We start from the raw sequence: 22,361 nt of genomic DNA, 5'->3' as shown, positions 1-22,361 counted from the left end.
ATGCACGAAGTGTCGCTGATGTTGAAGGAATGCCCCGATCAGAGGGGATTGAGACTTACACCCCCGCATTTGTTAAACGCATAAGAACGACAACCATTTTTCTATATTTTGATTTTTTTAAGCCTGCGCCACAAAGTTGACCGACTGATGCCGAGAATCTTTGCGGCTTCGGCATGCTTTCCCCTGCCTAATACCAAAGCCCGCCTGATATCTTCCACTTCCGCATCTCGCAGTTGCATGTTAATCTCACTCTCAAATTGGTCTTCCAGATGTAATCGGACTATTTTCGTATCAATCTTTGAACCTTTCAACGTCGCCAGGACTCTCTCCACGACATTTTGGAGTTCCCGGATGTTTCCGGGCCAGTTGTGTCTGGTCAGTTCTTTGAGGGCATTTGGCGTAAATCTCAGTTTGCGGTTCATTTTTGCAGCATGCTTTCCGAGAAAAAATCCGGCCAGAGCGATAACGTCTTCGTTACGATCCCGCAGGGGATAAAGCCTCAACTGCAATACATCGAGGCGATAGTATAGGTCAGCCCGAAATTCTTTCTGGTTGACAAGTTGCTTAAGTGGCCTGTTTGTGGCGGAAATGATCCTTACGTCTATTGGTGTGACGCGGTCACTTCCCAGACGCATGACCTGTTTCTCTTGTAAAACGCGCAACAGCTTTCCCTGTGTCATTGATGACATTTCGCCGATTTCATCTAGAAAAAGCGTTCCACCATGGGCCACCTCGAAGAGTCCTGCCTTGCCTTTCTGGCTGGCACCGGTAAAAGCGCCGCCAACGTAGCCGAACAGTTCGCTTTCAAGAATCTGCTCCGGCAAAGCCGCACAGTTCAGTGCCACGAACGGGCCATGGCTTCGGCGGCTGCCGTTATGGATGCTTTGAGCAAAGACCTCCTTGCCCGTCCCTGTTTCCCCTAGAATCAGAATGGCTGAATCGGTGCGGGCAAAATCCCTGGCCAGAGAGATCGATTTTTGTATCTGGTGGCTGGTGCCGATGATGTCGTCAAAGCACTTGTGGGCAACATGACCAGTTGAGAACAACCGTCTCCTGACTTTGGCTTCCATCCGTTGAAGCTTGGTCACATCCTGGAAATTAATGACAGCGCCAACGACCTTATCGTTGACGTTGATTGGCACCTTATTGCAGACAACCTGATCATTATTGATGCTCAACAACTGGGCCAGGTCTTCTCTGCTGGTTGATAACACTTCATGAAGCTCGAAATCGGGCAAAACCTCCCGGATATTTCGCCCTATAGCTTTTTGGGAGGGGATTTGGGTGATCTTTTCTGCTACGGGATTGAATATGGTTATTAATCCCTTGGTATCAACAGAAATAATGCCATCGTAGGCATAGTCTACAACCACTCGAAAAAGATTTCCCTTGGTCTTTTCTCTTTGCTTAGCCAGGGCGATGTTCTTCGCCTCCTGGGCGGCCTGCCTCAGGCTTTCCGGACTGCTTTCGATAACGGCAAATGGAATGTTGCGTTTGTTTACCACATTGCCTGTTATTGCTCCTCCGACGATTATATCGACATTATCCTCAACAGCCTCCAGCACTTTCGCCTCAACCTCGTTCTCACTTTTCAGGGGATAAAACCGGATGGAGGTGTCCATTACAGTGCCAAAATAGTCAAGTCCGGATATCAAGGGGGCAAAGGCTACGACACCAATACTTTTGCCGTAAAGATTGGCCCTTCCGATAGTCTGGAACACATCCATGACCGTGAAGGGGATCTCTACAACAGACCACTCGGGATTGGCGTTCTTGATCAGATAAGCAGTCATCCCCCGGCTGATAAATACCTCAAAACCTTCTCCTGCCAGCTTCTCCGCCTGTAGTATGCCTTTTTTCATCAAGCCGACTTCGAGGCGGATGTCGTCGTGTTCGCCATGAAATGCAAGACGCGTTTGGTCCATGAGGTATGGATCGGGAAGAATACAGGCGATTATAGGCAAGGTGCTCTCCATTTGAAACAGAAATGATATTAATTGAAACAATTATGCAACATAAACGATTTTTTTTCAATTAAAAACAAGTAACCACACTGAATTATGTGCATTTTTATATTGGCACGCTTTTGGCAATAGCTTTGTTCAAAATCAATAAGCTGATATACTATCATTATGAGGTTTCTCATTGTTCAGGAAAGGGTGATAAGATGAAAACATTTAACATCGCGTCCATCCCCGGAGATGGCATAGGTAAGGAGACGGTGTCTGCCGGGCGTCAGGTACTCAATACTGTCTGCGATGTCCACGACGGGTTACGAATGGAATATCTCGATCTGGACTGGAGTTGCGAGTATTATCTCAAAAACGGCCGGATGATGCCTGAGGATGGCCTGGAAGTTTTGCGCTCCTGCGATGCCATCTTTCTTGGTGCTGTCGGTTTTCCCGGAGTTCCGGATCATGTCTCGCTGTGGGGACTACTGTTGCCGATTCGACGGACATTCAGGCAGTACATTAATCTCCGACCGGTGAAACTGCTCCCCGGTGTTATAACCCCTTTGGCCAATCGAAAGCCCGAAGATATCGATTTTCTGGTTGTGCGTGAAAATAATGAAGGGGAATATTCCAATATGGGAGGACGTCTCTATCAGGGAACCGACCAGGAAATCGTCGTCCAGAATACGGTGTTCACCCGATACGGAGTTGAGCGGGTGATACGTTACGCCTTCGACCTGGCAGTGAAAACAGGCCGGCAGCAAGTGACTTCGGCAACGAAATCCAACGGAATCAATTTTACCATGCCCTTCTGGGATGAGGTGTTTGCAGAAGTCGGCAAAACGTATCCCGCTATCACGAGAAACCAGTATCATATCGATGCGTTGTGCGCCCGTTTTGTCACCCATCCCCAGGATTTTGATGTCGTTGTCGGCAGCAACCTGTTCGGGGACATTCTCACCGATCTTGGCCCAGCAATAGCCGGCAGTATCGGAATTGCTCCCTCGGCTAACATTGACCCGACCAAAGAGTATCCTTCAATGTTCGAACCGGTTCATGGCTCTGCCCCCGACATCGCCGGCAAAGGAATCGCCAACCCCATGGGACAGATATGGTGCGGCGCAATGATGCTTGATCATCTCGGTTTTGCCGATTGCGGAGAACTGGTCATGCAAGCCCTTACAGAAACACTCGCAGCCGGAATGACCACAGCCGATGTCGGCGGCCGTTCGAATACCCGTGAGGTCACCGAAGCGGTCTGTAGTCGAATCCGAATGCTTGCGGGTACTGTGGCCTGATTTGAAGGTCTAACCAGTGTCTGTCCATAAATGGCACTTTCGAAGTCTGCGCTATCTGCTCTAACTCGTCGGAGTCTGCGCTTACCGGTTGCTTGTAGAATTCAATCGGCGGAATATCAAGCATATGCCTGTGGGTTAAATTCATCGAGCGCCTGGATTTAGAACAAGATTGTTCATTCCAGTACAGACACTGACTAGAGGTACGATCGTTGTTGTCTCTCACAAAAACTTTAGGTAAAGGAGAAAAAAATGAAAGTTACTCTCAAACGCTCGTTTCTGGCAGTAGTTGCTGCGACCCTGATAATCCCGGCTGTCGCATTTGCCGAATTTCCCGAAAAACCTATTACATACACGATACCTTTTAATCCTGGTGGAGAGTCGGATATTACGGCACGCCTTCAAGAGCCCGTATTGGAAGAAGATCTCGGCGTGGCCGTTAATGTTACCCATAAACCTGGTGGCGGAGGTGCAGTAGCGTGGAGTGATTTTCAGCGAACGGCAAAACCAGACGGCTACAGCATCGTCGGAGTTAATATTCCCCACATCATCGGCCAGCCGCTTATCCGAAAGGAGGCGGGATACGAGACAGATGGCTTTAAAATAATCATGTGGTTCCATTTCACACCCAACGCCCTGGTGGTCAGCAAGGATAGTCCTTTTCAAACGCTGGACGACTTCATTCAATTCGCCAAGGAAAAACCATTCGTCGGCACTGTAGGCGGAAGCGGCACATACAGCGCGAATCACCTGGAAACGATCAGATTCATGAAAGAGGCCGGTATCGACTTGACGTATGTCCCTTATACCGGAACCGGACCGGTGATCCCAGCGCTGATGGGCGGGCACTTAAAGGCTGCAATGACCTATACGCCCGTTAGTGTCAATTATAAAGACAAATTCAGGACTCTGGCCGTTGCCGCCGACGAACGCGTCCCCGCCCTGCCTGATGTTCCAACCTTCAAAGAATTGGGCTATGATATCGTTGGCGGTGCTTTTCGCGGTGTTGCAGCACCTTTGGGAACTCCCCAGCCTGTTGTTGATCGATTGGCCAAGGCCTTTTCCGAAGCAAACAAGAAAATCAGCCAAAAACAGGTGGATCTGGGCTTTGTAATGAAATATGCCACAGGCGAAGAGGCACTGGCCCTGGTTGACCAGATGCGCGCTGCATACGGTGACGTGCTGGCCGATATCAAGAAGAAATAGTATTACGCCTATCTTCTTTTAAAACCACAACAGTTCCTGCCACCGATGGGGCGAATTGAAACGAGCCGCACATTCGCCTCCTCGGGAGCAGGCTCGAAAAAGCTGATACTAAGAGCCTGATACTATTATGCTACTAGAAACGTTCATTATGCTGCTCGACCCGGTGATCCTCCTGTCCATTTTCGCAGGTGTGTCTGCCGGCCTCTTCGTCGGAGCGATGCCGGGTCTTACCGCTACCATGGCTCTGGCCGTTCTGCTGCCATTCACTTTCACACTTCCTCCGCTCCACGGATTAGTGGCGCTGGGAGCCGTATATATGGGAGCCATCTACGGCGGTTCCTTTGCAGCTATCCTCGTTAATACGCCGGGGACACCTTCCTCGATCGCCACGGCTTTTGAAGGATATCCCATGGCTAAACAAGGCCGTGCGATAGAAGCCCTCAACATAGCGACCATCGCTTCAGCCGTTGGCGGTATCGCCGGAAGTCTTTTCCTGCTGCTGTTATCTCCCCCTCTGGCAAAACTGTCCCTTCGTTTTGGACCTGCAGAATATTTCTGGGTTGCTATTCTCGGCTTAACCCTGATTGCCAGCCTTTCCGAAGGATCGAGCATAAAAGGTATGATGGGAGGCGCCCTTGGCATGATCATCGGCACAATCGGTGTGGCCCCCATCGGTGGCGAAACGCGGTTTACTTTCGGAATGCCTGTACTTCAGGGCGGTGTTGCTATGATTGTCGCCCTGATCGGACTTTTCGTCCTTCCTGAACTCTACACTATGGCAGCCAAAGGCAAAACTTCGCTCAAAGCAATAGAAATTGACTCGAAGGCCCGAAGCTCGTTCTGGCAAGTGACCAAAACAGTTTTTTCAATGCCCGGAAATCTCATCCGCTCCTGTATTATTGGAGAAATCATCGCCATCATCCCTGGCGCAGGGGGCAATGTCGCCAACCTGGTAGCCTACAATGAAGCCAAAAGAGCCTCAAAACACCCCGAAAAATTTGGTACGGGTTTGCCGGAAGGACTGGTGGCGTCAGAGTCGAGCAACAACGTCACCGTGGCCGGAAGCATGGTGCCTCTGCTGACCCTGGGCATACCGGGAGCGCCTCCTGATGCCGTTATCCTGGGGGTCATGATGCTTCACGGTCTCAGACCTGGTATTGAACTATTCACCACGAGTGGGCATTTAACCTACGGTTTTATTATTTCAATGGGGATGGCGGCCGTCGCCATGGTTCCCGTTGGTCTGTTGGGGAGCCGCTTGATCTACAAAGTAATTTTTAAAACGCCGGTGTATTTCCTGGTACCCACCATAGCGATGGCCACCATCCTGGGGACATATGCTGTGCGAAACAGCCACACCGACGTGATCATCATGCTTGTTCTGGGCACCCTGGGTTTTCTGTTCAAGCAGCTGGGGGTAGCCCCGGCCCCTATCGTTTTAGGACTCATTTTAGGAAATATCGCTGAAATGGGCTATGTGCAGACGATTTTAGGAGGGCAGGCATCACAATATCCTGTGTTGAAGCTTTTTGAGAACGGCTTGTCTCATATCCTTATCGGTATGATCCTCTTTTCAGTTGTATGGCCATATTTTTCCGCGTTGAAGCGACGATTGAGCAGCAAAGGAGGGCCATCATGAAAAGAGAAATCAATACTGAAATAGTAAGCGGAATGATAGGATTGATCCTGACGGCGGTTTTTTTCTTTGCTCTTGAAGATGTCCTGTGGATGAGCCTCGTCTTTCCGAAAACCATGGTCTATGTCCTTGGCATTATTGCCTGTATCCTTGTCCTAAAAGGTGCAGTCAAACCTTCTCGCAATCCTGTTTTCAACGTAGGCTCCAATGTGAGATGGATCGTGACCGGTATTCTTTTCTTCACCTGGGTACTTATCATGCCCGTATTTGGTTTTTTCGTGAGCACCGTAGTGTTCATGACCATTATCGTCGGGTATCTGGCACAGGCACGTACGCAGCTGACTATAGGCAAGTTCATGGTCTGGATACCCGTCGTGATAGGGGAAGTAACCTTGTTCTATCTTATTTTCACCAAGGTTTTATACGTGCCATTGCCAACGGGAATGTTCTTTTAACAACTTCTGCCAGTCCGGATTCATAAGGAGAGTACCATGCAAAAATTTCAAACAAGGAATTTCCATCCATGTTGAGCAGGTTCATGGTTCTGCTCCTGATATTGCTGCCAATCCGATGGGACAATATGGTGCGGCTCGATGATGCTTGGTCATCTTGGTTTTCAGGACTGTGGCGAGCTTCTGATGAAACCACTGACGGACACACTAGCCTCGGGGATTACAACTGCTGATATCGGAGGTACATCCACGACCAGGGAGGTCACGGAGGCGATTTGCGAGAGGATAAAACAGCTGGTTTAAACTTTGAGCGGATAGAAGCAGCATGAAGAGGCCAGAACAAACCTGTCTACTAGATAGAGTCTGCCGCCTTTTTAACGGAGTACTTTCACATCGGAGAATTTGCTTAGTCGGCTGAAATTCACGTACTTTTCAAGGCCCGGCTTTTTTCTATGGAAATCAGCCCCAACCAGATTGTTCTGTGCTTTTACGAGCAAAAACATCGGCTTCTCCTGCTAAATACTACTTTTAATGGACTTATAAGCTATGAAAATTATAGATATTCGAGAAGTTACCAAACCGATTTCCTCACCGATCCGGAACGCTTATATCGATTTCAGCAAAATGACGCTGAGTCTGGTGGCGGTAATTACTGATGAAGTCCGCGACGGACGGCCGGTCATCGGTTACGGCTTCAACTCCAATGGACGTTACGGTCAAGGACCCTTGATCAGGGAACGTTTCCGCCCAAGGATAATGGATGCCGACCCGCAAACACTGTTGGATACCAAGCGGGATAATCTGGACCCGCATCGTATCTGGGATTGCATGATGAAAAACGAGAAGCCCGGCGGACATGGAGAACGATCTGTTGCCGTGGGCACTATTGACATGGCAATCTGGGATGCTGTGGCAAAAATTGAAGAAAAGCCGCTATACCAGCTCCTTGCAGAGCGTTACGGCAACGGCAGACCGATGCGCAAGGTTTTTGTTTATGCTGCAGGAGGATATTACTATCCCGGAAAGGATAACATCCAGCTACAGGAGGAGATGAGGAGTTATACCGATCGTGGCTATACCGTTGTTAAAATGAAGATTGGAGGTGCTTCTTTAACCGAAGACCTGAAGCGTATCGAAGATGTTCTTAAAGTACTCGGTTCCGGGGAGCAGTTGGCTGTGGATGCCAATGGCCGTTTTGATTTGCAGACAGCTGTCGATTACGCCAGAGCCCTTTCCGGCTATGAGCTGTTCTGGTACGAGGAACCCGGCGATCCGCTGGATTTCGAACTCCAGGCTGAACTCGCAAATCATTATTCTGGCAGCATGGCTACTGGTGAGAACCTCTTTTCGATGCAGGATGCGCGCAACCTCATCAGATACGGCGGCATGCGACCGGACCGGGACTGGTTGCAGTTCGATTGTGCCTTAAGTTATGGGCTCGTCGAATATCTCAGAATTCTCGAGATGATTAAAAAATACAGCTGGTCTCCTCAGCGTTGCATCCCCCATGGCGGTCACCAGATGTCTTTAAACATTGCTGCCGGGCTCGGCTTGGGCGGCAATGAATCCTATCCCGACCTTTTTCAGCCCTATGGTGGGTTTCCGGATGGTGTGGAGGTCGAGAATGGCCATATTATACTACCTGAATTGCCGGGGATAGGGTTTGAGGGAAAGGCCGACCTCTACAAGGAGATGCAAGAGATATCCTGATTTGGGTTCAGAAACGATACGACGTTGTAAAGGATCATAAGGAGTAATATATGCAGCATGCTCAAGCTGTCGCAACCATGACCGATATCATGGCGAAGTTTACTGATTATATCGGCAAACATCTTCCTGATGATATTGTCGCTAAGTTGAGCGAATTGCGCTCTATGGAAGACAGTCCGTTGGCTAAGGTGGTATATGATTCCATGTTCGACAACCTCGCCAAAGCAGATGAGTTGAATCGGCCATGTTGTCAGGATACAGGCGTTATACAGTTTTTCATTAAAGCCGGGGCAGACTTCCCATTGCTATCTGATGTCAGGCCCATTCTCGATGAAGCTGTACGAACCGCCACCCGGCAGGCACCGTTACGGCACAATGCAGTCGAGATTTTTATCGAGAAAAATACCGGTGACAACACCGGTGATCGCATTCCCTGGATTGACTGGGAGATAGTTCCACACGATTCCGGTATTACACTTGAGGTCTATATGGCCGGGGGTGGTTGCAGTTTACCGGGGCAGGGAAAAACACTCATGCCCGCTGCCGGATATGAAGGGGTGACGCAGTTTGTTTTCGATGTCATGACAACATATGGCGTAAACGCATGCCCTCCGCTGCTGGTTGGCATCGGCATAGGCGGTTCCATTGAAGTTGCTGCAAACCTTTCCAAAAAGGCACTGTTTCGCTCCATCGGCTCCCGCAATCCCGACCCAAAGGGTGCAGTAATGGAAAGACTCATCGAAAAAGGGCTGAATGATATCGGCATAGGCCCTCAAGGGCTGTCCGGTAAAAGCTCTGTTATGGGAGTTCATATCGAAAAAGCGGCACGACATCCTTCGACAATAAGTGTTGCAGTATCAGTCGGCTGTTGGGCACATCGCCGAGGCACGATCCATATCAATGAGGATATGAGCTATGAAATTCTTTCCCACAAGGGGGTTACGCTGTGAAAAAAGTCCTGAAAACACCAATTACAAGTCAAGACGTCGAACAGCTGAATATTGGAGATATTGTCTTTTTGGATGGTTCTCTTATTACCTGCCGGGATATGGCGCACAGGCGGTTGATCGATATGGGGATGAAGCTTCCAGTCGATCTCGATGGTCTGGCAATCTTGCACGCAGGACCGATTGTTGCCAAAGAAGGAGATGGCTGGAGAATTATTTCTATCGGACCGACAACCAGCATGAGAATGGAAGTTCATGAAAAAGAGTTTATCAGGCAAACCGGTGTAAAACTAATCATCGGCAAAGGTGGAATGGGGCCGGAAACGGCGGAAGGGTGCGCCACCCACAAAGCAGTTCATGCGGTATTCCCAGGTGGTTGTGCGGTTCTTGCAGCAAGCAGGGTTGAAGAAATAGAGAGAGTTGAGTGGCTGGATTTGGGAATGCCCGAGGCATTGTGGATATCCAGGGTTAAGAATTTCGGCCCGTTGATCATCTCAATCGACACAAGGGGCAACAATCTCTTCAATAAAAACAGGGCTGAGTTTAACGCGAAAAAAGGCCCTGTTATTGAAGAGATTTCAAAACATATCCGCTTTATAAAATAGTTTTTGGGATTTTCCAAAAAGAAAAAGTTAAAATGAAATCAAGTATTAAGATAACTCCAGAGGAGGGCTAAGTTCATCACGACACATCATCCCATTCCACGCTATGAGCTTCCAATCCTAATGGATCTAAAAACATTCGCTCTGAATTCAGAGATTCCAGACAACATGGCAAATGAAACCGTGGACATCAGATGATAAGAGAGCTGCGATCATCTGTAAGAGAGATAAAGGTGCAAAAATATTTGAATCGCTTATGACCCTCTCATCTATATTACCTTTCCTCTTTATCATAATCTGTGGGTTTGCCGCCTCGGTACACGGCATAGTTGGTATTGGTTTCCCTTTGATTGCCACACCATTAATAGCAATGATCACGGATGTCAGAACTGCCATTCTTGTCCTTGTGATCCCCACCATAGCTCTAAATATCGCCAACATTGTGAAAGGCGGAGCCTGGAGCAAGAGCATTGCCATTTATTGGCCCTTGGCCTTTTATGGAGCTATTGGCAGCTTCCTTGGAACCCACTTGCTCATTATAGTCCCACCTGAAACCTTCCGGCCTTTACTTGCCGGCACCATTCTGTTGTATCTGAGTGCAGAAAGAATCGGGGTTGGCCTCAACTGGGTTAAAAATCACCCACAAATCGCAATGGCCGTTTTTGGAGCAAGCGCTGGGGTTCTCGGTGGAACGGTAAATGTCATGCTCCCTGCCTTGGTAATCTTTTCACTTGAGAGCAAAATGGAAAAGACCGTAATGATCCAGGTATTTAATTTTTGCTTTTTATTCGGAAAATTGATTCAAGGGGCAGTGTTTATGGACGCAGGATTTTTTTCACTGAATATTTTACGAATTTCGATACCGCTAGCCATGCTAAGTCTGAGCGTTATGTTTTTGGGAATGAGCTTACGTAAGAGGCTGGACGAGAATATATATAGAAAATGGCTTCGGAAATTGCTTCTGGTCATGGCTGTGATTCTTGTCGCACAGTCCTTAACAGGTCTGTTTCATGTAAAGTAAATATGCAATAGCCAGCACAAATCTATGATTCGTGCTTCGTTCCCAAATTGAAGCTTTCTTCAGTTGAATGGTCTTGACATCAGGCGTAAGGATGAACGAAAATAGTGTATAGTTAATACATCAATCTAAAAGGAAAAAACTGGATCTATTATGTATATAGACTGTTAAGGTCTTATTGTGACTGATCAGACTAAATGAATGGCTCTTACTACAGCAACCTGCTGTCTCTGACTGCCGGAAAATTGTTGAGACTTTCTATGCCAGAGATGTGGCAGTTGAACGTTGGAGTGTGAGAACCCTCCGGAATAATCCAGGATCTCAGGAGTTATATAAGGAACTAAAATGACAAAAGCCCTTACGGTACTGCAACCATAAGGGCTTAAATTTTGTAGCATAGATGCCCTGGACCAGGAATCGAACCAGGGCAGATGGATTTACAGGACGTTTTTCAAGGGTAATGCCCTAAGTTAAAGCAAGGCAAGCAGAACACCGGCGGCAACTGCCGATCCAATAACTCCGGCAACATTCGCTCCCATGGCATGCATGATCAGGTGATTTTGCGGGTTAGCCTCAAGACCAACCTTGTTGACCACTCTGGCAGCCATCGGTACCGCAGAAACTCCTGCTGCTCCAATTAATGGGTTGATTGGATTTTTCGACAGCTTATTCATCAGCTTGGCCAGCAGTAATCCCGAAGCAGTGCCAATGGCAAAAGCTATCATACCCAGGGCAAGGATGCCAAGGGTCTCCAGGTTAAGAAACTTATCCGCGGAAAGTTTACTGCCTACTCCCAGACCGAGAAAGATAGTAACGGTATACATTAACGAGTTCTTGATGGTGTCGGACAGTCTGTCGACGACCCCGCATTCTTTGGCCAGGTTGCCGAGCATGAACATACCGATAAGCGGAGCGGCCGAGGGCAGCAACGTGGCACAAATTCCCAAAACAAGCAGAGGCAGGATGATTTTCTCTATTTTGGAAACATGGCGCAGCTGCACCATTTTAATCTGCCTCTCTTCCTTGGTGGTCAGCCATCTCATAATCGGCGGCTGAATCAGCGGCACCAGCGCCATATAGGAATAGGCGGCGATGGCGATTGAACCGAGCAGTCGCGGTGAGAGCTGGCTCGAGAGGAAGATGGCCGTTGGACCATCGGCACCGCCGATGATGCCGATGGAGGCGGCGTCGCGTAGGGAAAAATCTATCCCCGGTACAAAATCCGAGAGCAGCAGGGCTCCAAGCAGGGTAGTAAAGATACCGAACTGGGCGGCTCCACCCAGGAGTATGGTCTTGGGATTGGCGATCATGGGGCCGAAATCGGTCAATGCCCCGACACCCATGAAGATCAGCAGAGGAAAAATACCGGTGACGATACCTACCTCATAGATATAATAGAGAATTCCTCCCGGATCAGCAATACCGGCAATGGGTATATTGGAGAGGATGGCGCCATAACCGATGGGAATAAGCAGCAGCGGTTCGAACTTTTTGAAAATACCCAGACAAATAAGGACCAGACCGACAGCGATCATCAGGATTCTACCGATACCGAGTGTCCAGTCTTTGTTCATCTGATCGCTAATGATACCGGCGATCCCGGTTGTTTTAAAGAGTTTGATGAACAGCTCGCCAAGAGCCGGCAGCTGGCGGCTCTCGCCACTGACGGGGATATCGGCAACGATTGTCGAGCTGGCGATGGTGCCGATAAGGGCGCCTTTTTGTATTTTACTGTACGATTGATACTTTACATCGAGGACCTTTCCAGCCACACCCGCATGAAGGACAATATTGGTACCATCCTCCCTTTTCACAGTGGCTATTTTGTCCCCACTGTACACCAGGCTCCCTGGTGATACTTCAATACTCAGTATTTTGCCGTTGGCTGGAGAAATAATCTCCACGGCGTCATCCGCCGCCCAGGCGGATGACAGCGCGGCCAGGCAAAAGCCAAGCATGGTGAGTAAGAACATTCTCATTTTCATAATGCTTTCCCGATTGCAACGAAGAAAGGAAAACACACCGTCCGGGCTGCTGCCGAACGGCGTGGACGATTTATGCGATAGTAACCAGTGGTTCCGTAGCCTGCACGGTGTCACCTGCGCTGACATGAACAGCCGTTATTTTACCGGCCTGCGGTGCCTTGACTTCGGATTCCATTTTCATGGCTTCCATGACAACGAGCGTTGCGTCTTTGGCCACCTCATCTCCCACCTCGACCAGCACCTTGACGATGTTTCCAGGTGTCGGGGCATCAACATCGGTACCTTCAGCCTCTGCAGGTGCAGGTACAGGAGCCGCTCCGGCTGCCGGTACGGCCTGGAAACCGCCGCCTGCGCCCTCGGCGACCACAACGTTATATGGTCTGTTGTTCACCGTGATTGTATAGCTTCGGGGACCAGTGGCAGGTGCGGCAGCCGCCGCCGAAGTTTTTTTCTTCTTTTTCTCTTCCGGTTTTTCGTCTGTAATCTTACGGACATTGACTACTGCATTGCCGAGGAGAAAATCCAGACCTTTCTGCTCGCAGCTGGCGATGATAAAAATATTCTCATCGTTGACAGGCAGGTTGTTTTCTTCCAGAATCTTGGTTGCCTTGGGAATGCCGGGCTCGAGAATATCGAGAGGATCATCGGTAAAAACCGGTTTGCCCAGCTGTTCAGAGGCGATCCTGACTATTTCTTCATCCGGCGGTACCGGAGTCCGGCCGAAATACCCAAGAACCATATTACCGTAGCTTGGATTGATTTTCTTCCATTTGCCCTGGGTGACGTTCAGGTAGGCCTGTTGAAAATAGAACTGGGATACCGGTGTTACGGAGGTTCCGAAACCGCCACGCGCCACTACCTCCGACATCGCCTTGATGACGTCGGCATAGAGGTGAAGGGTTCCGGTATCACGCATCATCATGGTGTTGGCAGTCAGGGCGCCGCCGGGCATCGGAGAGAGAGTGACGGTGGGCGAGATCATTTTTGCCTCGGGCGGGAAAAAATAGTCCTTCATCGCTCTTTCAAATGACTCGGAAGCGAGCAGTACCTTTTCATAATCGAGATCAAGGGTATAATCGGTTCCCTTGAGCGCATGGATCATGGAGAGAATATCAGGCTGGCAGGTGCCGCCGCTTACCGGGCTTTTGGCAAGATCCACACCGGTGGCGCCGCCCTCGATAGCCGCAAGATTCTGGGAAATGCCCAGGCCTGCGGTATCATGGGTATGAAACCAGAGTATGGTGTCTTCGGGAACAATCTTGCGGGCCTGCTTCAGGGTTTCATAAACCTTTCTGGGATTGGAGGTGCCTGAGGCGTCCTTAAAGCAGATGGAGTGGAAAGGAATGTCGGCATCGAGGATCTGCTGGAGCCTATCCATATAAAACGCAGGATCATGAGCGCCGGAACAGCCCGGCGGAAGTTCCATCATGGAAACCACTACCTGATGATTGAGACCGTGATGAGCGATACGCTCACCGGAATACATCAGGTTGCGAACGTCATTCAAGGCGTCAAAGTTACGGATGGTAGTCATGCCGTGTTTCTTGAACATCTTGGCATGCAGGTCAATGATGTCGCGGGGCGCCTGGCTTAAGGCGACAACATTTATACCCCGGGCCAGTGTCTGCAGATCGCAGTCCGGTCCCACCTCGGCGCGGAAACGATCCATCATATCAAAGGCGGACTCACCGCAATAAAAGAACAGACTCTGGAATCGTGCTCCACCGCCTGCTTCAATGTGGGTAATTCCCGCGTCTACGGTTGCTTGCAGAGCAGGCATGAAATCGTCTGACAATACCCGTGCACCAAATACAGATTGAAAACCGTCCCTGAAAGACGTGTCCATGAATTTAATTACTTTTTTACCCACAGTTTTTCTCCTTTAGAGTTGCTTCTATCATTGCAGAGATAGAAATCTGAAATAGGAATCTATCAATAACGTGTTCTGTTGTCAGACCGGTAATCTTCTGTCTGATTGAAAGGCGGCAATCGCTGCGGCAATGACGGCAATGTCGTCCTCGTCGTCGGCACTGCGTGAAATTGTTTTTGCCTCAAGTTCCCTTTTCTTTCTAGCTTTAGCGGCCTCGGCGAGCAATTTGCGCTCCAGCTCGATTGCTTCAAATTCCCTTATGGTATGTTCTTTGGTAAGTCTGGAAACCAGAGTAAGCAGGAAGATCATAAGACTGAGAAACAGGAGGACGGTTCCCATTCCGACGAACATTAACTTGAATCCTTCAAGTATCATATTGACATTCCTCGAGTGTAGATGGTATGCGCTGCGCAGGAAATGATGGCAGCGCTTTTATCGTGACTTATATAATTCTAAGACTCATAAATGGCGTATTCCGTTTCCTGGCCCAGCAGGTTATCGATTTCCTGTTGAATAGCTACGCGTTGCTCATTTTTAACCCAGTCATACCAGTCATCAACGGAACGCCAGGTACTGATAACCATACATTCACCCTGTTTATCAATCCTTTTTAAGGTTTCTCCGGAAATATACCCGGGCCGGCTGATCGTCAGGCTGCGTAATTTCTTTAAAAGAATGGTCAATTCTATGACGTTGTTGTCCGATACTTTTCTTTTAATAAAGATTTTAACTGACATGATTATCTCCTTTTTGAAGGGAAACCCTAAATGGATTGCTGAAGGAATACTATCCGAATGCTGCATTAAAAAAAATGAGCCGAATAAAAGCATTCGTCAATGGGGTCTAAAAAATATACCTCTGTCTATATAGAAATAACAACGACAAGTCAATTATTAACGGTTTTTGATTGATTAGTAATAATTAACGGCGACTCAAAAAAAAATTATCTGAGCTCGTAAAATCCTCCATAGGATCTTTGGGATTTTTTGGCGAATCAGGAAATTATTTTTTGATTGACTGGCAAAAAGCTCAAACTATGTCGTGGTAGGTCTGACACGACGATTTGCCGTCCCGCCATATACAGTGAAGTGAGACAGCTAAGTGAGAGCGGAAGAATGGATCAGGAGGAGGTGCGAGGTGCTCAGAAGTAAATCGCAGCGCCGGGTTGGAGATAGCCCGGACTGCGAAGAGCTGTCTGGCGAGCTGTTTATCCAATAGTTGTGACAGCCGCGAATTCAGGCTCATGGAGCGGAATGATAATATCGGCCATTTCCTTGATCCTGATCATGGTATCATAGGCCTCGTAGCTATTGATATTGGTACCGGGTGGAATGACCTCCATCTCCATGGCCCTGATCTGCAGCGGAGGTTCGAAGTTTTCCTTAATCACACAAAATCCGGTTATCGCCGCTTTTCCCTTTGGTGTGTCGATGAACACCGTCATTCCTCCGGGAGTATGGATGGGAGTGTGCATCAGACGTATGCCGGGTAGTATCTCACCATCTTCACGAACTATCTCAATCTGCTTATTTTCTTCGATTTCATAAATGTAATCTTCGACATATCTAAAATCGAGGGGGTGGTATCTCCTGATGGTCTCGAGTTCCTGTTCATGAATGTAAAACCTGGCATTGGTGCATTTGTAGTCATTTTCACAGTGGTCGTTGTGCAGGTGGGTATGGATGACGATATCGATATCCTCGGGGCGCAGATCATAAAGGGCAAGTCCGTCCTCGAAGGTATAGATTTTTCCGCCGATGGCTTCTTCCCTTTCCCGGGACTGGACGGGGTGCATCTCGCCGGTATCGATCAGGATTTTTTTGTCACCGCCCTCAACATACCAGCAGAAAATGGGAATGGTAAACGGAGTTCCATAATCATGCTGATAGGTCATCATGCCCTTATCAAAAACTTTTGTTCCCATGACAATGGGATGGATTGTATAGGTCGTCATGTCTCTCCTCCTGATGGCTGTAAAATAGCTGAACCGAATTTTAGGTGAAGTAAAACTACAACATTATGAGCAAATAACAGAATGTCAAAGTTGATGCCCTCGCGATAAGCGCAGAGGTCGATTTCGGCAACTTAGACGAATTTTTACGAGATTGTGTTTTAAAGAAAATCACTTTTTTTTCTGTGGAATAATGGTAGATTATACACAAAATTACTTATTCCTGGACAGACACTGTCTTAAAAATATCTCTGTAGGGACACATCCCATCCTTAATGTCTTCAGCGTGAGGAAGGCATGGAGTCATCTGAAACACTTTTTACGAGGTCATTATAATATGAATTACAAAAAAATACCTTTGAATGAACGGATCATTGTGGCCCTTGATGTCGATTCCGATGAAAAAGCACGGGATGTGGTAAAACGCTGCGAGTCGCATGTCGGCTATTTCAAGGTCGGTCTCCAGCTGTTTATGGCCAACTGGTTCAATAGCGTGGACTGGATCCTCGACCGGGGGCACAAGGTAATGCTTGATTTGAAATTTTTTGATATTCCGGAAACGGTAAAGCTTGCCGTTGAGCAGGTCAACAACCGTGGAGTCAGCCTGGCGACGATACACGGCAATGATCCTATTATCAGGGCAGCTCTCCAGGCAAAGGGAGATATGCAGCTTCTTGCCGTTACCGTGCTGACCAGCTTCGGTGAAGAGGATATGCGGGCCATGGGGATGACGCAGACGGTTGAAGAGCTGGTTTTCTATCGAGCTCAAAGGGCTTTGGAGCTTGGCTGTGATGGTGTTGTCTCCTCAGGGCTTGAGGCCGGTAGGCTGCGCCGGGATTTGGGAGAGAAGCTTTTGATCGTCACACCCGGAATTAGACCGGGCGCCAATGTAACGGATGGCGGCGATGATCAGAAAAGAATCGTCACCGCTGAAAGAGCGATCGGCGATGGTGCCGATCATGTTGTAGTGGGGCGGCCGATAACTCAGGCAGCGGATCCTGTTGCGGTAATCGAACAGATGCAGATGGAAATTGAAAAGACCATTGCGGAGTAAAGCATCGCTAAACCCAAACAGATTTTCTTTCAGACGCGAGAGGAAATATAGCTTCGCAGCTTTTTCAGGGCAGTCAGTTCAAGCTGATAGATGCTGCCTCTGGTGACACCATACATCTTTCCGATGTCGATGACCGACTGTTCCCGGCCCCGGTATGATCCGAGTCCATAGCGCCGCATGATCACATCAGCACTTTTGCCGGAGAGTACGGTTTCGACAGCCTCCAGAAGAAGGCGGTGTGTTTCTTCATTTTCCAGCCGGTCGTCCGGGCAGTCAAACGGATCAGGCTGCCGGTGGAGGTCGGCATGTTCAGGAGAGAGGTGCAGCTGGGCGGTTGCCCGGCAAAGCTGATGGAAAGCACTATCGTTTTCGCTGTCTTCCTCTGCCCTTGCCTGGCGGGATATTTTTTCCACCAGATTTGAGGAAATGCGAATCAAGCGACCCTCCAGGGCCTGCCTCTGTATCTCTTTGAGGATCCAGTGAGAGGCGTAGGTTGAAAAACGAAGCCCGGAGGAGGGATGATAACGGTAGGCCGCTCGGGCTACGCCGAAACTTCCGATCTGGTGTGCATCTTCGGGGCCGATCGATTGCCGGTATATCGAACCGATATTCCTTGTCAGCTTTCGGACCAGGCCCATTGACAACAGCATGTAAATATTTCGCAGGGTATTGAGTCGTTCCACCACTTCATGAAGTTCCGCGAACGGTTTGCTGTCGAGAAAACTATTGCTGGCCTGACTGATTATCCGATCCCATACCCGGGCGAGAATCAGATGCTGGAAGGTTTTTCCCAGCGGTATGGAGTTTCTCGCCGGAGAACCGCTGAACAGCAGCAGGGCTTCCTGCCGCTCCTTTTCTCCAGAAATATCAGAGCTGCCGAAGAAAATTTTCCGCTGCCTGAAGAGATATATATTCTGAATAATGGTGAGAGCAGCTTGTCGGAAGACTTTATTTTCAAAGACAAGGCGGGTAAAGGCATGCCGGGCCAGGAGGACTTCGCCGGCTAACTCCTTCTCATTATTTTCATTGAGGCGGTGTTTACCCGGAGACCAGCTATCGGTACCATAACTCTGGGTGGAAAGAATTTTCTTCTCAAGCGATGGACTCAAACCAATCTTTTTTACCCTCTCTGCAAAAGAAAGAGTGGAAGGTGCCGTGCGAAGAAGATCAATGATATTGAGATGCTGTTGATGAAGCAGGCTTTGCAGGCGGGTCAATTCGCCGGCGTCACTGGTGTTTGAGCTTACTGGGGATTCCTGTGGAGTCACTCTATGCTTCATTGATTCTATGCAGATAAAAAAGACGCTTCTATTAAAGAGGCCGGTGCTTAATCGGCCCTGTATTCCGAATAACCACAACACCTTGGTCTGACATTTTTTATCGGTACCGCGCTGTAAAAACTTTAGTGAACTGGCAGCTGTTTTTTTATATTCAGCTGAACTGGGAAAGACCGCGGGTAGGATTTGTTACGAGATTATCTTGATAACCTCGTAAAAAGAAAAAGTTGCCACAAAGATTACAGATGGCTAGATAAAAAGCTCGATATACAAGGCGCAGGAGATCGGGCTTTTTATCTAGCCAGCTTGCCTGATTTTGTTCGTATCTCTTTAACATATCACTTGATTTGCAACTAATATAATGTCACTATCAACAACAGGAGCAGCATAGCTTCAAAAAACTAACTATTCAGCAGCACCCCATCTGCGCTTACCTGCGCACATCCGGAGTCGGAGTTTATGCCCGTCAAGGTGCTTACCCGGACTGCGTTGAACAGTTACAGATCTAGCTAAGCTGCTGGTTTCCTGCTCTTTGCTGAATAGTTACCAAAAAAGTAAAAACATGATGGCGTCTTGATAAGAGCAGACTACGAGAAGCCCCGTTCCCGGGGTCTCCGAACCTGATCTATAACCTCAAGCTTTCACGGATTGTCGAGAATGCGAGACCTGGCTGGTATTTTACATAACAAAGAGGTGAAAAAATTTCTCTCTTTTCGCTCCAATAGCGTTCTCTATCGGCTGACGATGGCCTTTGGGCTCTTCTTTTTGGGTCCCTTGCTGGGCCTCTTTTTTTTGAGCGTCAAAACAGATCTCTTTGGTACCAATGAGTTGCTGTACAGCCTTCTGGGCCTGCTGATTTCCACCTTTTTCGGCTATCTGATAATGCGTCAGATTTCCAATGGCATTGTCAGAGTGGAAAACCGGATGGCCGACACGCTGAAGACCTTTGATCGGTTCGGAAAGATTGGTGAGGATGAGCTGGAGAATATTTCGGCCTTCGCCGACAAGATGAGTGAGAATATAAAAATAACAGGAGATTCTCTAAGCAGAAGAATGAACGAGATTCACGCCCTGCGGGAGCTCGGCGGGCTCTCCGCCCTCCAGGTCACGCCTCAGTCGCTTGCCTTGACTGCGTTGGAGCGTTCCATTGAGGTGGCGGAAGCGGCAGGGGGCGTTATCCTTTTTATCTCCGGTAATCATGGGGTCTGCAATTTGAAGCGAGGTGCAGGTCTTACTCTGCAGAAAAATCAATCCTTCAGCTTCAGCTCCTTCCCCTGGCGAAAAACGATTCAGCAGAATATTCCGATGATCCTCCAGGAAGAAGATAGCGCGGAGTGGAGAAATTACTTTGCTGCGGAATGCAGCTCAGCTGCAATAATTCCCTTTTGCCGGTTCGGTTCCACTACGGCTGTTGCACTGCTGGCCTCGGGGGCGCAGCAAAACTGGGATGAGAGAACCCTCGAATTTTTGAGTACTTATTTTCTGAGTATCGGTAATGCTTTGAAAATGAAGGAAATCGATTCCAGAAAAAAGGAAACCGACCAGGAATTGAAGGTAATCCTTTCCATTATCAAGGTCCTGAGCTCCAACCCAGGGAAAAATGATCTTCTGGCAATTATCGCTCAGAAGATCGGAGAGATACTTCCTCATCACTGGATTGGTCTTGCCTTGAAGGACGACTCCGGAAAGCATCTCTACCTTTCACATTCCTTCAGTAAATACGCCCCCGAAGTTAAAACGGGGAAGCGAATCCAGACCAAAAAGTCACTTTTCCACCTCGCGGCGCATTCGGACCAGATTATATCGATAGATAATCTCATGACACGGCGGGAGTTCTGTGAGAAGAAATTATTTCAGCATCTGGCTTTGAAGTCATGTGTGCTGGCGGGACTCAACAGCAGCGGCAGGACAATAGGTTCTATTTGTCTCGGCAGTGAAAAAAAATCCGGATTCGGACAAAGGGAAAAGCGCATTTTTTCTATGATTGCCATGGCCGTCGCCATAGCCATAGAGCAGTCAAAGATTTTCGCAAGAGAAAGGGCAAAAAGAGCAGAGCTGGAAATTTTCAACAAAATCGGTGGAGCTCTGACATCACATACCATCAGGGCCAACAAAGTATTGACCTACATACTGGAGAGAATAGCCGATCTGATAAATGTTGAAGCAGGCAGTATCATGCTGCTGGAGTTTGACGCTCTGGTTGTGGAGGCTGCAATAGGCGCGTTCAGCAAGGAGTTGAAGAAACAAAAATTCACTCTTAATCATGGTGTAGCCGGATATGTGGTGGCAACCGGAGAACCCGTCATTGTCGATGATACCCGGGACAACCCCCATTTTTTATCCATTGTCGATGAAAAAACCGGCTTTGAAACCCGCAGCCTGCTCTCTGTCCCGTTAATATCGGGAGGAAGGGTCATAGGTGTAATTGAATTGCTCAACAGGATCGGCAAACCGTTCTCACAGGATGATATGCAGACGGTCAAGGCAGTGGCCGCCTCGACGGCTATCGCCCTGGAGAATACCCGGTTGTACAGCGAATCGAGTCATATTGCCAAGAAAGAGAAGTTTATCAGAACGATCTTTCAAAAATATGTTCCCGAAGAGATTGTGTTGAAGATTCTCGAAAGAGGTGAAGCCGATCAGATGGCGGTAAGCGAGCGGAAGATCGTTACTGTCTTTAATGTCGATATACGAGGATATACCAAGATGTCTAAGGAGGCCTCGACTGAAGACGTTGTTCATATCCTCAATCATTTCTTCTGTCGGCTGGGAAATATCATAATCAAGCATAAGGGGTTGCTCGACAAATATCTTGGCGACGGAATGCTGGCCATATTCGGAGCTCCGGCCTCAACGGCCAATCCTGCTCTCGATGCGGTGCTGGCGGCCCAGGAAATGATACAGGCTATGGAAAAACTGAGTATTCTCTCGGTAGACAGATGCGGTGTGCCGCTCAAAATCGGTATCAGCATCAACACCGGTGAGGCGATTGTCGGGAATATCGGTTTTTCCAAAAAGATGGAATATACGGTTATCGGCGATGTAGTGAACGAGACCTTCAGGCTGCAGGATCTAACCCGTAACAAGGCAAACTCAATCCTGATCGGCGAGGCGACTTATCATCAGGTAAAGAGTGTTGTGCGGACCCGTCCTTATGGACTGAAGAAACTCGATTCTTCTCTGGTCAATGTCTATGAGGTGGAGACGGACTATCTCCTTGAGGAGCCGATCTCGCCGGTAGTTTCAATGGGATCTGATGTGGTTAAAATTCACTGACGATACTCTTATAAAAAGTCATCGAAACTGCCTAAATGGACTTTGTGATAAGCGCAGACCGAGAAAGCCCGATCTACAACAACGCAGATCGGGCTTTTTACGAGTTCATCACTGATGATAAAAGAGGAGG

General features: G+C 48.5%; 18 protein-coding genes. 11 read left to right on the top strand and 7 right to left on the bottom strand.

Translation table 11 applies throughout. From position 1 onward, the window contains the following. Positions 1 to 101 precede the first annotated feature (101 nt). On the bottom strand, positions 102 to 1,964 hold the full coding sequence (locus JWG88_RS06560; protein WP_205232909.1) for a sigma-54-dependent Fis family transcriptional regulator: 1,863 nt from the start codon (positions 1,962 to 1,964) through the stop codon (positions 102 to 104). A 203-nt stretch (positions 1,965 to 2,167) separates the two neighbouring features. On the opposite strand from JWG88_RS06560, the gene JWG88_RS06555 reads away from it, so the two are divergent. From JWG88_RS06555 to JWG88_RS06515, 9 genes are all read left to right on the top strand, one after another. Then, complete coding sequence (locus JWG88_RS06555) at positions 2,168 to 3,250, top strand: tartrate dehydrogenase (protein ID WP_205232908.1); 1,083 nt, start codon at positions 2,168 to 2,170, stop codon at positions 3,248 to 3,250. A gap of 249 nt (positions 3,251 to 3,499) precedes the next feature. Further along, positions 3,500 to 4,453 carry a Bug family tripartite tricarboxylate transporter substrate binding protein gene (locus JWG88_RS06550; protein ID WP_205232907.1) on the top strand — a complete coding sequence of 318 codons (954 nt, stop codon included), beginning with the start codon at positions 3,500 to 3,502 and terminating at the stop codon, positions 4,451 to 4,453. 127 nt (positions 4,454 to 4,580) lie between these two features. Continuing rightward, positions 4,581 to 6,092 (top strand): tripartite tricarboxylate transporter permease, encoded by a 1,512-nt coding sequence (locus tag JWG88_RS06545; protein ID WP_205232906.1) that lies wholly within the window; start codon positions 4,581 to 4,583, stop codon positions 6,090 to 6,092. Next, complete coding sequence (locus JWG88_RS06540) at positions 6,089 to 6,544, top strand: tripartite tricarboxylate transporter TctB family protein (protein WP_205232905.1); 456 nt, start codon at positions 6,089 to 6,091, stop codon at positions 6,542 to 6,544. Before JWG88_RS06545 ends, JWG88_RS06540 begins: the two co-directional genes overlap by 4 nt. Before the next feature lie 138 nt (positions 6,545 to 6,682). Beyond that, positions 6,683 to 6,844: an isocitrate/isopropylmalate family dehydrogenase gene (locus JWG88_RS06535; RefSeq protein WP_205232904.1), complete on the top strand. Its 162-nt coding sequence runs from the start codon at positions 6,683 to 6,685 to the stop codon at positions 6,842 to 6,844. A gap of 243 nt (positions 6,845 to 7,087) precedes the next feature. Next, positions 7,088 to 8,251 carry a mandelate racemase/muconate lactonizing enzyme family protein gene (locus tag JWG88_RS06530; RefSeq protein WP_205232903.1) on the top strand — a complete coding sequence of 388 codons (1,164 nt, stop codon included), beginning with the start codon at positions 7,088 to 7,090 and terminating at the stop codon, positions 8,249 to 8,251. A gap of 50 nt (positions 8,252 to 8,301) precedes the next feature. Beyond that, positions 8,302 to 9,201 (top strand): L(+)-tartrate dehydratase subunit alpha, encoded by a 900-nt coding sequence (gene ttdA, locus JWG88_RS06525; protein WP_205232902.1) that lies wholly within the window; start codon positions 8,302 to 8,304, stop codon positions 9,199 to 9,201. Next, positions 9,198 to 9,803: a L(+)-tartrate dehydratase subunit beta gene (gene ttdB / locus JWG88_RS06520; RefSeq protein ID WP_205232901.1), complete on the top strand. Its 606-nt coding sequence runs from the start codon at positions 9,198 to 9,200 to the stop codon at positions 9,801 to 9,803. Before ttdA ends, ttdB begins: the two co-directional genes overlap by 4 nt. A 172-nt stretch (positions 9,804 to 9,975) precedes the next feature. Further along, positions 9,976 to 10,821, top strand: coding sequence for a sulfite exporter TauE/SafE family protein (locus JWG88_RS06515; RefSeq protein ID WP_205232900.1), 846 nt, complete (start codon positions 9,976 to 9,978; stop codon positions 10,819 to 10,821). A gap of 467 nt (positions 10,822 to 11,288) precedes the next feature. On the opposite strand, the gene JWG88_RS06510 is transcribed toward JWG88_RS06515, so the two are convergent. From JWG88_RS06510 to JWG88_RS06490, 5 genes are all read right to left on the bottom strand, one after another. Further along, entirely contained in the window at positions 11,289 to 12,392 is a 1,104-nt protein-coding gene (locus JWG88_RS06510) for a sodium ion-translocating decarboxylase subunit beta (protein WP_353740666.1), read from the bottom strand. A 481-nt stretch (positions 12,393 to 12,873) separates the two neighbouring features. Then, entirely contained in the window at positions 12,874 to 14,673 is a 1,800-nt protein-coding gene (locus JWG88_RS06505) for a biotin/lipoyl-containing protein (RefSeq protein ID WP_205232898.1), read from the bottom strand. Between the two features lie 81 nt (positions 14,674 to 14,754). Beyond that, on the bottom strand, positions 14,755 to 15,048 hold the full coding sequence (locus JWG88_RS06500) for an OadG family transporter subunit (RefSeq protein WP_205232897.1): 294 nt from the start codon (positions 15,046 to 15,048) through the stop codon (positions 14,755 to 14,757). A gap of 77 nt (positions 15,049 to 15,125) precedes the next feature. After that, positions 15,126 to 15,410, bottom strand: coding sequence for an antibiotic biosynthesis monooxygenase family protein (locus tag JWG88_RS06495; RefSeq protein WP_205232896.1), 285 nt, complete (start codon positions 15,408 to 15,410; stop codon positions 15,126 to 15,128). 470 nt (positions 15,411 to 15,880) lie between these two features. Next, positions 15,881 to 16,627 carry an N-acyl homoserine lactonase family protein gene (locus tag JWG88_RS06490; protein ID WP_205232895.1) on the bottom strand — a complete coding sequence of 249 codons (747 nt, stop codon included), beginning with the start codon at positions 16,625 to 16,627 and terminating at the stop codon, positions 15,881 to 15,883. Positions 16,628 to 16,961: 334 nt separating this feature from the next. Here JWG88_RS06490 and pyrF point away from each other — a divergent pair, with 334 nt between their 5' ends. Continuing rightward, positions 16,962 to 17,678: an orotidine-5'-phosphate decarboxylase gene (pyrF, locus tag JWG88_RS06485; RefSeq protein WP_205232894.1), complete on the top strand. Its 717-nt coding sequence runs from the start codon at positions 16,962 to 16,964 to the stop codon at positions 17,676 to 17,678. 29 nt (positions 17,679 to 17,707) lie between these two features. Here pyrF and JWG88_RS06480 read toward each other — a convergent pair whose 3' ends face one another. Further along, positions 17,708 to 18,958 (bottom strand): sigma-70 family RNA polymerase sigma factor, encoded by a 1,251-nt coding sequence (locus tag JWG88_RS06480; RefSeq protein WP_205232893.1) that lies wholly within the window; start codon positions 18,956 to 18,958, stop codon positions 17,708 to 17,710. A gap of 654 nt (positions 18,959 to 19,612) precedes the next feature. Between JWG88_RS06480 and JWG88_RS06475 the strand changes: the two genes are divergently transcribed. Continuing rightward, positions 19,613 to 22,231, top strand: a complete 2,619-nt coding sequence (locus JWG88_RS06475; protein WP_205232892.1) for a GAF domain-containing protein — start codon at positions 19,613 to 19,615, stop codon at positions 22,229 to 22,231. The last annotated feature ends 130 nt before the right edge of the window (positions 22,232 to 22,361 follow it).

The sequence above is a fragment of the Desulfopila inferna genome, from assembly GCF_016919005.1.
In the GTDB taxonomy this organism is placed as follows: domain Bacteria; phylum Desulfobacterota; class Desulfobulbia; order Desulfobulbales; family Desulfocapsaceae; genus Desulfopila_A; species Desulfopila_A inferna.
The sequence above is the reverse complement of the archived record's forward strand: the minus strand, read 5'-3'. Positions and strand labels throughout refer to the sequence as shown.